Annotated in this window: 14 protein-coding genes and 1 other annotated feature; of the genes, 13 read left to right on the top strand and 1 reads right to left on the bottom strand. The window is 35.9% G+C overall.

Annotated elements, in window-relative coordinates:
- The first annotated feature begins 121 nt into the window (after window positions 1–121).
- The 4 genes from HRK21_RS00600 (at window position 122) to HRK21_RS00585 (ending at window position 4,231) form a co-directional block, all read left to right on the top strand.
- A complete protein-coding gene (locus HRK21_RS00600; RefSeq protein WP_003739185.1) occupies window positions 122–1,054 on the top strand; it encodes a diacylglycerol kinase in 933 nt (310 codons plus the stop codon).
- Window positions 1,055–1,201: 147 nt separating this feature from the next.
- Entirely contained in the window at window positions 1,202–1,957 is a 756-nt protein-coding gene (locus tag HRK21_RS00595; RefSeq protein WP_003739184.1) for a hypothetical protein, read from the top strand.
- Window positions 1,958–1,980: 23 nt separating this feature from the next.
- Window positions 1,981–3,342 carry a 23S rRNA (uracil(1939)-C(5))-methyltransferase RlmD gene (gene rlmD, locus HRK21_RS00590; RefSeq protein WP_070006050.1) on the top strand — a complete coding sequence of 454 codons (1,362 nt, stop codon included), beginning with the start codon at window positions 1,981–1,983 and terminating at the stop codon, window positions 3,340–3,342.
- A gap of 334 nt (window positions 3,343–3,676) precedes the next feature.
- Window positions 3,677–4,231 carry a hypothetical protein gene (locus tag HRK21_RS00585; protein WP_003739181.1) on the top strand — a complete coding sequence of 185 codons (555 nt, stop codon included), beginning with the start codon at window positions 3,677–3,679 and terminating at the stop codon, window positions 4,229–4,231.
- 36 nt (window positions 4,232–4,267) lie between these two features.
- Here the strand turns inward: HRK21_RS00585 and HRK21_RS00580 are convergent, their stop codons facing one another.
- Window positions 4,268–4,753: a shikimate kinase gene (locus HRK21_RS00580; RefSeq protein WP_305143868.1), complete on the bottom strand. Its 486-nt coding sequence runs from the start codon at window positions 4,751–4,753 to the stop codon at window positions 4,268–4,270.
- Between the two features lie 208 nt (window positions 4,754–4,961).
- Here HRK21_RS00580 and HRK21_RS00575 point away from each other — a divergent pair, with 208 nt between their 5' ends.
- The 9 genes from HRK21_RS00575 to HRK21_RS00535 all read left to right on the top strand — a co-directional run bounded on the left by HRK21_RS00575 (window position 4,962) and on the right by HRK21_RS00535 (window position 14,360).
- Complete coding sequence (locus HRK21_RS00575; RefSeq protein ID WP_003739179.1) at window positions 4,962–5,471, top strand: hypothetical protein; 510 nt, start codon at window positions 4,962–4,964, stop codon at window positions 5,469–5,471.
- Between the two features lie 127 nt (window positions 5,472–5,598).
- Window positions 5,599–6,366 (top strand): ABC transporter ATP-binding protein VirB, encoded by a 768-nt coding sequence (gene virB / locus HRK21_RS00570; RefSeq protein WP_003739178.1) that lies wholly within the window; start codon window positions 5,599–5,601, stop codon window positions 6,364–6,366.
- A complete protein-coding gene (locus HRK21_RS00565; protein ID WP_003739177.1) occupies window positions 6,356–8,335 on the top strand; it encodes an ABC transporter permease in 1,980 nt (659 codons plus the stop codon). The genes virB and HRK21_RS00565 overlap by 11 nt, the downstream gene beginning before the upstream one ends.
- A gap of 61 nt (window positions 8,336–8,396) precedes the next feature.
- Entirely contained in the window at window positions 8,397–9,074 is a 678-nt protein-coding gene (gene virR, locus HRK21_RS00560) for a two-component system response regulator VirR (RefSeq protein ID WP_003739176.1), read from the top strand.
- A gap of 68 nt (window positions 9,075–9,142) precedes the next feature.
- Complete coding sequence (locus HRK21_RS00555; protein ID WP_070006049.1) at window positions 9,143–10,018, top strand: SDR family oxidoreductase; 876 nt, start codon at window positions 9,143–9,145, stop codon at window positions 10,016–10,018.
- A 22-nt stretch (window positions 10,019–10,040) separates the two neighbouring features.
- Window positions 10,041–10,499 (top strand): hypothetical protein, encoded by a 459-nt coding sequence (locus HRK21_RS00550; protein WP_003725521.1) that lies wholly within the window; start codon window positions 10,041–10,043, stop codon window positions 10,497–10,499.
- Between the two features lie 16 nt (window positions 10,500–10,515).
- Complete coding sequence (gene ade / locus HRK21_RS00545; protein WP_077952722.1) at window positions 10,516–12,258, top strand: adenine deaminase; 1,743 nt, start codon at window positions 10,516–10,518, stop codon at window positions 12,256–12,258.
- A 21-nt stretch (window positions 12,259–12,279) separates the two neighbouring features.
- On the top strand, window positions 12,280–13,320 hold the full coding sequence (locus HRK21_RS00540; protein WP_069887712.1) for a sensor histidine kinase: 1,041 nt from the start codon (window positions 12,280–12,282) through the stop codon (window positions 13,318–13,320).
- A gap of 100 nt (window positions 13,321–13,420) precedes the next feature.
- Window positions 13,421–13,661 (top strand) — a binding site (T-box leader).
- 57 nt (window positions 13,662–13,718) lie between these two features.
- The gene (locus tag HRK21_RS00535; RefSeq protein ID WP_069887713.1) at window positions 13,719–14,360 is read left to right on the top strand and encodes an amino acid ABC transporter permease; all 642 of its coding nucleotides are present in this window, start codon (window positions 13,719–13,721) and stop codon (window positions 14,358–14,360) included.
- Window positions 14,361–14,364 lie beyond the last annotated feature (4 nt).

Genomic DNA, 14,364 nt, shown 5'->3' with positions numbered 1-14,364 from the left:
TCTCACTGCTTTTGTATTTATTAGGAATTTATGGTTAAATTTGCTATAATATTACTATCATGTGTCAAAACGCGCTTTTCTTTTGAACAACGCTGTTTGAGTGAAGGAGAGGACGAACATAATGCAAAAACACGCTCGAGTTATTTATAATCCCACATCTGGAAGAGAAATTATTAAGAAAAACCTTGCAGATGTCCTTTCGATATTAGAGCAAGCAGGCTACGTAACATCTGCGCACGCAACAACTGCAGAACCTGATGACGCCAAACATGCGGCTGAGGAAGCCGTAAGAGACGGCTTTGATTTAGTTGTAGCAGCTGGTGGAGATGGCACCATTAATGAAGTCATTAACGGTATTGCCGAAAAAGAATATCGCCCAAAAGTAGGGATTATACCAACCGGGACAACCAATGATTTTGCAAGAGCCTTACATGTACCTAGAGACGTGATTAAAGCAACGAAGATTATAGCAGCTGGTCAAAGTGTAGCAATGGATATTGGTAAAGCAAATGAAACTTATTTTATTAATATAGGTGGCGGAGGTCGTTTAACTGAACTCACTTACGATGTTCCTAGTCGTCTAAAAACAATGCTCGGTCAACTTGCTTATTATTTAAAAGGAATCGAAATGTTACCCTCTTTAAAAGCAACTAAAGTAAAAGTAGAATACGATCAAGGCATATTTGAAGGGGAAGTGATGTTTTTTCTATTAGGATTAACTAATTCCATCGGTGGTTTTGAAAAAATCGCCCCAGATGCTAAGTTAGATGATGGTAAATTTTCACTTATTATCGTGAAAAAAGTAAATTTAGCCGAATTTATCCGTTTAGTCACACTGGCGCTTCGAGGAGATCATATTAAAGAACCTAATGTTATCTATGTGAAATCCGAAAAAGTAATTGTTAACTCAGAAGATAAGATGTTAATCAATCTTGACGGAGAGCTTGGCGGGGAAACACCAATGGAATTCCGCAATTTAAGACAACATATCGAATTTTTCGCAAGCGTGGATGATATCCCTGCAACTGATTTATTCATAAAAGAAAATAGCTAAAAACTGCCCAGCTTGGTAGTTTTTTTCTTTAGCCTAAATGTCCTAATTGCAACATAGTAAAAAGGATGTAATTATTGTTAGAAATTTGTCTTATTTGAGCAAAACAAGTATAATAGGTATTCTGACAAGAAATGAGGTGAATGCGATATGACAAGTGGACATCTTTTTAAAAAGTTCACAGTGATAATAATCTTTCTTATCATTGCTATCGCAGCGGCTGTTTTTTTCTTTTGGCAAGTGGATGCAGAAGAGCAGGCTCCAAAAGTAAGTAAAACAGAGCTAATTGCAAGTAATAAAGTATGGATAAACAATCAAATGCAAGTTCCCATACAAGATAATATCATTTTATCTATCCCTGCAACTAATACGAACACAACCATTGCAACAAATGGAGATTTAATTTTAGAAACAACCAACGAAGAAATTTTAAAAGAATTAGCTTCTTCTGATAATCGTTATAGAGGTATTAAAGCATATCGACTTCGTATTGAAGCAAAGAAAGTTTCTGAGTATATTACTAATACAAAATATCGTTATCCAACCACAACTATCCAGAAAAAATTCGCAAACTATGAAATTACAAGTGGCGAACGCTCTGTACAGACAGAAAAAACACCTGTAAAAATTGAAGAAACAACAAACAATGATATCAAAGTCTCTCTAAAAACAAGCTATTCAAGCGACGATGCTGAAGTCGCAGCTGGGATTTTTAATAGTCAAATCCCAGAAGAAACAACTCTTACAGATAACACAAAAGAGTTAACGACGAATAAAAATGTCACTATCTATCCAAAAACACTTGTTTATGATTTTACGTTACAAAAAAACACCATGCTTATTTTTAAAGAGCAAGAAGAAGCAGTAATTAAAGAACCAATCGGTATCGAATACATTATTAAGTAAAGTAAAGAGAGGGGCAAGGGACTTTGGAAGCATCCCTTTTAAAAAAGAACCAATCCATTGAACTTACTATTGAAGATTTAACGCATGACGGCAGTGGGGTTGGCAAAATTGACGGATACCCACTTTTCATTCCAAATACGCTACCTGGCGAAAAAGTGACAGCCAAAATAATAAAGCTAAATAAAAATTATGGCTTTGCTCGGATGGAGACTATTGAATCGGTTAGTGCAGACCGCGTAGAACCTCCATGTGCAGTTTATTCCAAATGTGGCGGTTGTAGCTTGCAACACTTAAGCTACGATGGTCAGCTTGCGTTTAAACGAAATCAAGTGGAAGAAACGATGAAGCGAATTGGGAAACTTAATGTGGATGTACAAGAAACGCTAGGCATGGAAAATCCGTGGCGCTACCGGAATAAATCACAAGTACCAGTAGGATTTGTTCATGGGAAGTTAACAGCAGGTTTTTACCAAAAAAGAAGCCATGCCATTATCGATATGTCCACTTGTTTAATTCATAATGAACAAGGGGATTTTGCTGTTCAAAAAACACGTGAAATCTTAGCTAAATATGGAACTGAACCTTACGATGAAAAAACAGGAAAAGGCGATATCCGCCATATTATGACAAGGTTTGCGCATACGACTGGCCAGTTAATGATTGTTCTTGTAACCATAAAAGAACGCTTGCCTTTTAAAAATGAAATTGTACAGGATTTGATAGAACAACTTGAATTAACCTCGATTGTTCAAAATATTAATCCACATAAAACGAATGTGATTTTTGGAGAGCGTACGAAGACACTTTGGGGAAAAGATATAATTGAAGATACGATTCATGGTATTCGTTTCGCGATCTCAGCACGTTCTTTTTACCAAGTAAATCCGCTCCAAACAGAAGTTTTGTATCAACAAGCTATTGATGCGGCTGAATTAACTGGAAAAGAAACGGTGATTGATGCTTATTGCGGTATTGGGTCTATTTCCCTTTGTCTTGCAAAAAAAGCTAAGCATGTCTACGGGGTAGAAATTGTCGATCAAGCGATACAAGATGCTCGCGCCAATGCAGAGCTCAATGAATTAACGAATACAACTTTTGAAACAGGTAAAGCAGAAGAGGTCATTCCGGCTTGGTATAAAGCGGGTATTGAAGCAGATGTCTTAGTAGTTGATCCGCCGCGAAAAGGTTGCGATGAAAAATTGTTGGAAACAATTTTGGCAATGAAACCAAAGAAAGTAGTATATGTTTCTTGTAATCCAGGCACGTTAGCTCGCGATATGAAAATTTTAACAGAGGGCGGCTATGTAGCTAAAAGAGTTCAACCTGTAGATATGTTTCCGATGACAACACATATAGAAGCTGTGACTGTTCTACATTTAAATTAAGTATACAAAAACCGCCATAATGGGATAAATGGCGGTTTTTGCTTTTCGAGTGTGTGGTTGACTGATAAATTAACAGACGAGATTAACAATAACCAAGTCCAGTTTTTATTTAACCACGAAATAAAAAAATGGTCAAAAGAGAAAAAAACAACTTTTTGAAGAATGTTGGTGATTTTATTAACTTTTTTCAGTTTAAAAGTTAATAAAATCACGTTATAAGCGAAATTCAACTACAAAATTGTTGGTAAATTGTCATATTTATTTCTTCTTTCAAAATGGCATGAAATTTGGTAAGATGAATGTAAGAGATTTCACATGAATGGAGGAAATGAGAATGGCAATTAGTATGTATATCGACCAGCCTGGTGCCGCATTAGATAGTGCCACAACACATCCACATTTCAAAGCGCATTTTAAAGCGAGTTTTTATTTGGATGAACAGGATAGCTATGGCCCATTTGGATATGAAGATGGCCTTGAGGTGCTTCGCCGTTTAGAAGAATACTTCAGTGATAAAAGTGACCAAGGACTAAATTTAGCCGCTTTTCCAAAATACATGATGGAAACGGTGAAAAAAGCAAATTATGTCCCAGCAAAAGACGATGGTGTGGAGCGATTGCAACAACTGTTGTCGGAGTTTGGTAATGATGTTCGAGCATCTGATAGAATTACTGTTTCGGCTGCATTAGCTCAAATTAAAATCACGGGTTATGTTTTACCAGCTCTTCGTGATGCGGCACTTGAAGCACTTCACCGTGAAATAGAATTGAACAAAATAGAAGATATTGACGCAGGTTATGCGGATAGTATGTTTTATGACTTATTAACATTTACAAAAGACTATACCTCTGTGTTACCGGATATGTGGTGTAGGCATTGTACGGAATAAAAAAACAGCGCTAAATTTTTTAGCGCTGTTTTTTACTTAATCTAACATCGCTAAGATTGCCTTAGCAACTTCTTGCTGATTACGGTTATCTGTATTAACGATAAAATCTGCGGAATCTTGATAGTGAGCAATTCTAGGTTCAAAAATGGCGCGAATTTCTTCGGCCGTTTTTTGTTGTACAAGTGGACGTGTGGTATCGCCTTTTAAGCGATTCATAAATACTTCTGGATCCGTTTCTAAATAAATAACCGGATATGTTTTTTTTAATACTTCTCTATTTTCAGGATTGAGAACAATGCCACCACCTGTTGCTATAACGGCTTTGGTATTAGCTAATTCTTTTAATTTTTCATGTTCTAGACGGCGGAATTCTTTTTCACCATATTTTGCAAAAATGTCCGATACACTCATTCCTTGTTCGCTTGTAATTACTTCGTCTATATCGATGTACGGTAAGTTAGCTAAGTTTGCGAGTATGTTTCCAACCGTTGTTTTTCCAGCTCCCATGAAGCCAATTAAGATAACTTGATCGATGATGTTCTCCTCCTTTATTGAATTATTACATTTTACTACTTAAAAGCATTAAAGAAATTATATCACAAATGTCAAAAAGGTCAACCGAAAGTAGGCTGTTTTCTTTAAAATAAAAAGCCGCATGAATGCTTCCTTCCCATTGTAGTATATTTTTAGTACAATAGAAATAATAGAGTTGTAAAACTGGAGGAAAAAAATGATAGAAAATGAGTTAGAACAAGCAAAGAAAACAGAGAAAATAGAATTTGGGGTCAACCGTCGTTTGATTTTTTCTAGTTGCTTACTTTGGATGGCAGTGGGGTTATTACTTTATGTCGTTTTTAGTCATATCAAAGGTGTAAATGGCATAGAAGAAATGATTTTACTCGTGTTTATCGGCCTTTGTGTATTACGACCATTGTTTCGGTTAATTAATCTTGCTCCAACTGTTGAATTAACAGAACGCGGAGTAGCTTATCGTGGTGATTTTAAGCCGTGGAATGAAATTAAAGCAACAGAACTAAAGAAACCCGGTATGGTACTTTTTTTTCAAGGTAGATTAAAGATAATGACATCAATTAATGGACGAGAAGAAGTAGCATGGGATATTATTGCTGCAGATGTTTCTATTAGTTTAGAGGAGCTTGAAAAACTTATTCAGGCAATGCGGACGACTTATACAGATGACGAAACCATTGGCACAGAAATCTTTGTAGAAAAGAAATAGTGAAAAAATCATTTTTCTGTTTAAGAATAGAAGGATGATTTTTTTGATAAATACAACTATAGCCCATAGTATATTGGTGGAAATTAAGGTAAAATAGCCAAAGAATGAACGTAACGGGAGGAATACAATGGAAACAGTGCTAAAGGCGCATAAGGTTAGAAAAGTATACGGGTCAAAAGGAAATTTATTTTCTGCGCTTGGAAGTATTAGTTTAGAAATACAAAAAGGCTCCTTTGTTGGTATTATGGGTCCTTCTGGTGCGGGGAAGTCTACTTTATTAAATGTGTTATCTTCTATAGATAAACCAACTTCTGGAGAAATTGAACTTGCTGGAAAACAGATTTCTAACATGAGCGGGAAAGAATTAGCTGTTTTTAGAAGAGATCAGCTTGGCTTTATTTTTCAAGACTATAATTTATTAGATACGATGACGGTGAAAGATAATATTGTTTTACCACTGGCGCTTGCCCATATTAAACAAGAAGAAGTTGATCAACGATTCGAAATTATTGCACGTCAGTTTGGGATTTTTGAACTTAGAAACAAATATCCAACAGAAATATCTGGTGGACAAAAGCAGCGAACTGCGGTTTGTCGTGCAATGATTACTGAACCAACTTTGATTTTTGCGGATGAACCTACTGGTGCACTTGACTCCAAAGCAGCGACGAATTTGTTAGAAGGACTCTCTCACGCAAAAGATGTGCGTGATTCTACTATATTGATGGTTACACATGATGCCTTTGCCGCTAGTTACTGCGAAAGAATTATGTTTATTAAAGATGGTGAAATTTTCACTGAAATCTACCGCGGGACAAGTTCTAGAAAACAATTTTTCCAAAAGGTGTTAGATGTGTTGGCGCTTCTTGGAGGTGGCGAAAACGATGTTATTTAAAGTTGCGCTGACTAATATGCGAAAGAATTTTAATCAATATATTGTTTATTTCGTTTCATTGATTGTTTGTGTATTAGTGTTTTTTACCTTTGTTTCGCTATCCTACAATCCGCTTATTGAGACGGTGTTTAAACGCTGGGAGCTATTTGGACCAGCGATGTTTTCTTCAGCCAGCATTATGTTAATTTTATTTATTTTCTTTTTTATCTTTTATTCCAATAGCTTTTTTCTTAAAAGACGAAAACGAGAAATCGGTCTTTATTCATTGCTTGGTTTGCGGAAATCACAAATTGTATTAGTATTGTTTTTTGAAAATGCGATGCTGTATATGTTAGCGACTATTTTTGGGGTATTGATTGGAATCTTTTCTTCTAAATTGTTTGCAATGGTTTTATTTTGGATTGTTGGACTTTCTATTAATGCAGAATTTATTATTTCATTTAAAGCAATTATAGATACAATGCTCGTCTTTTTTTGTATTATGTTGTTCACATCTGTTTATGCCATTTTTATTGTATTACGTTATAATTTGAGTCAACTATTTAAAAATGATGAAAAAGAGGAAAAAGTGGCGAAAGGCTCATTCATTTTTATGTTAATTGGCTTAGTTTTAATTATCTTTGGTTACTATTTAGCCACAAGTAAAATTGAAGAATCACCCATTTGGTTAACCTATGATTTTTTTGATTTAATTTTAGTAATTATTATTAGTGTTGTTTTAGGAACGTGGTTAATGGTTCGATTTGGGACACCTTATATAATCCGAAAGTTATATAACAATAAGCATTTCTTTTATAATGGAACCAATATGCTTGGAATTACCTCGCTTCGTTTTAGGTTGAAGAAAAATGCCGGGACAATTGCGATGATTGCTGTGCTTAGTGCGACTACACTAACAATTATCGGCTCTATGAGTAGCTTTTATGTGCGCACGATTGATGATATTTCCGCAGAGAATCCTTCCAGCTACCAAGTGCTCAATATTTCAACTACAAATGAAGAACAAATTATTCAAACAATTCATAATGATCCAGGTCATAAATTGAAAAGTTTGATGCAAGCTGAAATGGTAAGTGCTGAAGTAGAATATAAAGATATTCCTAAATATCAAATGCGTATGGATACGATGTTTCATACAGTTGTATCAGAATCAGAATATAATCGCATTGGTAAAAGACAACAAAGTGATTTTGTTCCGCCTAAAACAATCGCTTATGGTGATGCGATTCTGCTTGGGAAAAACACCTATTATGCAAGAGCCGAAATTCAAGAAAAATGGCTAACTCGTAAAATGGTTGTGCAATCAAAGAATCCTGCTGCGAAGAAAATGCCGCCAATGAAAGTAGTTGATTTCCGAGAAAATTCCATTTTTAATACAGGGATTTCTTATGAAACGCTTGTTGTGTCGGATGAATATTATGATGATTTAGAAAGGCTTTTCCAACCGGAATCTGTTACGATGTTTGATATTACTAACCCAAACCATAGCGAAAGCTTGGATAAAAAAGTGCAAACAATCGTGGACGGCGAGCCTTCATTATTTTCAGATAATGTTTCTTCGTATTATACAAATTACCATTTAATTTCTACGTTAGTAGGTTCCTTATTATTTATTGGTATTTTTATTGGTGTCGTATTCTTTTTAGCGACAGGAAGTATTATTTACTTTAAATTAGTCACTGATGCCGTGTCAGAAAAAGCGAAATTTGATATTTTGTTTAAATTAGGTGTTACTGAAAAAGAAGTACGAAAGATTATTTCTAAGCAAGTCTGGCCGATTTTTGTTATTCCGTTATTTTTCGGAATTGCCCATTCAATGGCTGCATTATGGGGGATTTCGATTAATTTAATGGACAATATAAAGTACCCAGTTTTAATTGGTACAGGTATTTATATTATATGTTACGCCGCGTATTACTTTTTATGTATTAATTCTTTTATCAAAATTGTGATGGCCGATAAAAAGTAATTGGCTTTTGCGGTTAATTCAGCTAAAATGGGAAGAGAGTTCTGCCGAGGAGGTACTAGAAATGGTAAAGGTATATATCGTAGAAGATGATGAAGTAATTCGTGATACAATCCGAAAACATTTAAGTAAATGGGGATTTGAAATTGGGGTAGTAGAGGATTTTAATAACATTTTACAAGAGTTTTTAGCTTTTGAACCTCAATTAGTTATTTTAGATGTCAATCTGCCGTTCTTTGATGGTTTTTATTGGTGTAATCAAATTCGCGAAGTCTCGAATGTACCAATTATCTTTTTATCATCACGTAATTCACGTATGGATCAAATTATGGGGATGAATATGGGTGCAGATTATTATATAGAAAAACCGGTTGATTTGGATGTCTTAATGGCAAGAATTAACGCACTTTTAAGAAGAACTTATTCTTATGCAGATTTAGAGGAAGCGAATGTCATGGAGCACAACAATGTTTTCCTTCACATCGATACGAATACACTTACACATTTAGAAGATAAAATTGAGCTAACAAAAAACGAATTTTTGATTTTATATGAATTAATGAAACAAAAAGGTAGTATTGTAAGCCGTGATGAAATTATGCGTGCACTTTGGGAAGATGAAAGTTTTGTGGATGATAACACGCTGACGGTTAACGTTGTACGAATTCGTAAAAAACTAGCAGAAATTGGTTTGGGCGAATTTATCAAAACGAAAAAAGGCCAAGGATATATGATTGAATGAGAAAAAACAGGAAGATAGCGCCAAAAAACGCGAACTTCCTGTTTTTCGTAAATGAAGGAGGAGTCTAGATGAAAATTTTAGTATTCGGTGGTACACGTTTTTTTGGAAAGAAATTAGTGGAAAGACTTATTTCAGAAGGGCACGACGTCACTATCGGCACAAGAGGTAAAACAGAAGATCATTTTGGTGATGCTGTTAAACGAGTAGTGTTAAATCGCGAATCACGTGATGCTCTATTCCAATTAGCAAAAGAAGAATGGGACGTTATTTACGATAATATTTGTTTCTCGCCAAAAGAAGCACTTTATGCTGTAGATGCATTTAAAGGAAAAGTAAAACGATACATATATACTTCCTCGCTTTCTGTTTATAGTCAAAAAGGACGGGCTCTAGTAGAAGAAGATTTTAATCCGGAACATTATGAAATCGTTATTGGTGATAAAGAAGATTTTGATTACGGTGAAGGGAAGCGACTTGCAGAAGCAGTGTTCTTTCAAAAAGCTTCTTTTCCAGTTGTGGCTGTTCGTTTTCCGATAGTACTTGGATTGGACGATTACACCAAAAGGTTGCATTTTCATATTGAGCATATAAAAAATCATCAAGAAATTGGGATTAGTAATGGGCAAGCAGAGATAGGCTTTATTACTTCGGATGAAGCGGCGCAATTTTTAGCATGGGTTGGTGTAGTATCTGATGTGACTGGTCCAATAAACGCTGCTTCTAATGGCACATATGCGCTGAATGGTTTCATTAAAATGCTGGAAGCAAAAACAGGAGAACTAGCACTTGTTGAGGAAGTGACAGATGACGCTGACGATTCCCCATTTGGGATTGAAAAAACCTATTATTTAGATAATACGAAAGCGACAGAAGCGGGCTTTGTTTTTAAAGAGTTAAAAGAATGGTTACCAGCTTTAGTGACAGATATTTTAAAAGAAAATTAATTTTTGGGGGAAAAATGACACGATGTTAAACTTTGAAGAAAAAAAGGCATTAATAGAATCAATCGATGGTTTTGAACTACATGAAATTTCTATGGGGCGCATAAACGTACACTATCCAGCCAGTAAAAGAGATAAGAAGATTATCGTTAAACATCTTCATCCAAATGGTAATGCTTTTGTCTATGCACCTTTTTTAGAAGTAGAACCGTTAGATAAGCAAGGTTATGTGAATGTAAAAGATTACTCTGAAAATGAAATTCGCGTATTACTTTTAGAAGCAAAAGAGTTCATGGATAGTGACGAGGATGGCTATAAAGAAGGGCTAACTAAAATATATCAAGATAATAGTGGTGAGAAACTTTCACTTGTGTACGAAAACAAAATGTGGGTCATTTATACTGGGGAGAACTTAGAAGCTGTTTTTCCAACGCTTGAAAGTGCAGAAGGTTATTTGCTTGATGAGGGTTTCTTTGAGGCTTAATTGACGGAGGCGAAATTTGGTGGAGAATTTAAAACAACTGCAAGAACGTGTCGCGGTAAGTGATGGTCGCGCAAAAGCAGATTTAGTGATTAAAAATGGTCGAATAATCAATGTGTTTTCAGGAGAAATAATGGAGGGCGATATTGCTATCAAAAACGGGTATATCGCTGGTATCGGCAATTTTCCAGATGCAGAAAAGATACTAGATGCGGCAGGGGCTTTTATCGCTCCTGGTTTTATTGATGCGCATGTTCATGTGGAAAGTGCGATGGTAACACCAGCCGAATTTGCCCGTGTTTTACTACCCAACGGCGTTACAACCATTATAACTGACCCGCACGAAATCGCCAATGTTGCTGGGGAAAAAGGGATTGAATTCATGTTGGAAAATGCAAAGGGCGTGCCACTAGACATGTTTGTCATGCTTCCTTCCTCTGTTCCTGCAACAGAAGGAGAACATAATGGGGAAACGCTACATGCGGAGAAGCTCCATCCACTGTATAAACATGAAAAAGTAATTGGTCTTGCAGAAGTAATGGATTTTCCCTCTGTAGCAAAAGGTAGTTCGGATATTCTCACGAAAATTATCGATGCTAAAAAAGAAGGCGGACGAATTGATGGGCATGGAGCCGGTCTAACAAGCGCTGATTTGAATAATTATTTAGCTGTGGGTATTCGGACGGATCATGAAAGTACAACCGTTAAAGAAGCGACAGACCGTTTACGTGCAGGAATGTTTGTTATGCTGCGCGAGGGAACAGTGGGTCGTGACTTGCTTCAAACTATTCCAGCTGTTTCTGAAAAAAATAGTCATCGTTTTTGCTTTTGTACAGATGACAAACTTATTAATGATTTAATTACAGAAGGTTCAATAAACTATAACATCAAACTTGCTATCCAAAATGGAATTGATCCAATTACCGCTATCCAAATGGCTACTATTAACGCGGCTAATTGTCATAATTTACCGTACCTCGGCGCAGTTGCTGCCGGATACCAAGCGGATATCGTTTTTCTAACAGACTTAGAAAGTGTAGAAATTAGTAAAGTTTTGAAAAACGGAGAAGTGGTTGTTGAAAATGGGGTACGTAATGAAGCCACTTTTAAACAACAAGCGGCAGTGCATTTTGTATCTCCACCGATTAATCATCATGTTCGTTTACAAGATTTAGCGTTACCTTTAACTAAAGAAACGTGTTATGTAATCGGAATGCAACCAAATAGTTTATTTACAGAAAAACGCATCGAGCAAGTCACTATTCAAGATGGTAAGTTTATCCCCACCGTGGCAGATGATTTACTCAAAATGGCTGTTGTAGAGCGGCATCATAATACTGGTTGTGTTGGCGTTGGTATCGTGAAAGGATTCGGGTTAACAGAAGGCGCAATTGCTACTACGGTTGCCCATGATTCCCATAATATTGTGGCTGTTGGAGTAAGTGATGAAGCTATGAAAGCGGCTATTGATCACATCACCAAAACAGGCGGTGGTATTGCTGTAGTAGATGGAACTGGTCAAGTACTCCATGATTTAGCGCTTCCAATTGCCGGTTTACTTAGTGATAAATCATATGAAGAAGTGGAAAAAGACTTAGCTGGACTGTTAAGTGCTTATAATCAAATTAGTACTGCTAAAGGTTTTGATCCATTTTTAACATTGTCATTCTTAACTTTACCAGTTATTCCAGAATTAAAATTAACCGATCAAGGCTTGTTTGATTTTGCTACGTTTCAAATTATTCCAAATGAAGTATACTAATTAGTAGCGAGGAGGTGCGATATGAATTGGTGGAGCTATATAAAAGATAAACGATTTTTCTTATTGTTTTTTTGTAGTATTATGTTTTTTGTGGGCGTGCTAATTTCCATTGATCCGAATAGTAAATTAACGATTGGGAATTTCATTTATTTATATGTCTTTGTTTTAGTTTTCTTACTTGCTTATCTCGTGCTGGGGTATTTCTTTAAATATAGTTATTGGCGAGAAATGAAAGATTTGGTTAGCGGGGAGATTGAAGAAAATATCATTGAATTGCTACCGAAACCGCGTACACGCGAACAAGCATTTTTTAATCAATTAATGGTAAAAAAACATAAGGAAGAATTACGTACAATTAGTAAGCTGCAAGATAAACAACAAGAATATCATGATTTTATTTTATATTGGGTACATGAAGTGAAAACCCCGGTTGTTGCAAGTAAAATGTTAATTAATAATCCGGATTTAAATGATACCGAAACGATTTTTAAACAAATCGATGAAGAATTAACCACAATTGATAAATTAGTCATGCAAGCACTTTATTTTTCACGGCTAGACACGTTTTCAAAAGACTACTTTATTCAGGAGCAAAATCTTGGGGCTTTAGTGCGCGAATCGGTCAAACGTCATTCTAAACTTTTCATAGGGAAGAAAATGAAATTAGATTTACAAGCTGTTGATATAGATGTGCGTACGGATAGCAAGTGGCTAGGTTTTATTTTGGATCAAATTTTATCCAACGCACTCAAATACACTGAAAACGGCGGCGAAGTTAAAATTTGGTGTGACACAGAAGCATCTGGAAAGAAAGTATTGCATATAAAAGACAACGGTCGTGGGATTAACGAAGAAGATTTACCACGTGTATTCGAGCAAGGATTCACGGGTAATATTGGTAGACAAGAAAAAAAAGCAACGGGCATGGGATTGTATTTAGCAAAACAAATGGCCAAAAAATTAGGGCATGAAATTTGTATTCAATCTGAGCGTGGCGTAGGTACAGAAGTAAAACTCTATTTTGAACAGAAAGATGACTATTTACTGATTGCCAAAGATTAATAAGAAATGGTGTGTGAACAATTCAATGTCACACACCATTTTTTTAGCTTAAAATGGTTGACTCTATCGCTTTATCGTGGTAGAGTATTAGCAAGAAGAAGTGAAAGCGTAGAAGAGAACAAGTAGAACGTGATTCTTTTGAAGAGAGTCCTTGGTTGGTGCGAAAGGATAAAGATAACGTGATCGAACACATCTCGGAGTTGGTTTGCTGAAGCATAAGTGGGTAGGTGAACTCGGGTTAAGCCCGTTATAGCTTGTTAGTCTCGAACTAACAGAGTCTGGTACTGCGAAGTATCAGTAAATTGAGGTGGAACCACGTGAATAGTATTCTCGTCCTCTTGGCCAATTAGTGCCAAGTGCGACGAGATTTTTTTATGTTAAAAAAGGAGCGAAGAATAATGGATTATATCATGGAGATTTTACCAGCTTTACTTGACGGAGTGAAAACAACACTACTCGTTTTTATTGTTACATTAGCTTGTTCGATACCACTAGGAGCGGTTGTGGCAGTTGGAAATATTAGCAAAATAGCCCCACTTAAATTCATTTTAAATATTTACATTTGGATTATGCGAGGCACCCCTTTACTTTTACAATTAATTTTTATTTATTATGGGTTACCGATTATCGGGGTTGTTTTTGACCGAATGGATGCCGTGTTTATTGCCTTTATTTTAAATTATGCAGCATATTTTGCAGAGATTTTCCGCGGTGGTTTTCTTTCCATCGAAAATGGACAATATGAAAGTGCTAAGGTTTTAGGCCTAACCTACGGACAAACACTTCGAAAAATCGTCTTACCACAAGTTGTCAAACGTGTCTTGCCAGCAATTGGGAATGAAGTCATCAACTTAGTAAAAGACTCATCTTTAGTTTACATCCTTGGAATTGGTGATTTACTAAGAGCAGGAAAAATTGCTATGAGTAGAGATGTCACACTGATACCACTTGTATTAGTTGCAGCCATTTACTTAGCGTTAACTGCCGTTCTAACGGTATTATTTAAACAACTCGAAAAACGTTTTAGTTATTATAAATGAGGTG

The organism is Listeria monocytogenes, assembly GCF_013282665.1.
GTDB classification, from domain to species: Bacteria; Bacillota; Bacilli; order Lactobacillales; family Listeriaceae; genus Listeria; species Listeria monocytogenes_C.
Note: the sequence above shows the minus strand (reverse complement) of the source record. Positions and strands in the feature narration are given on the sequence as shown.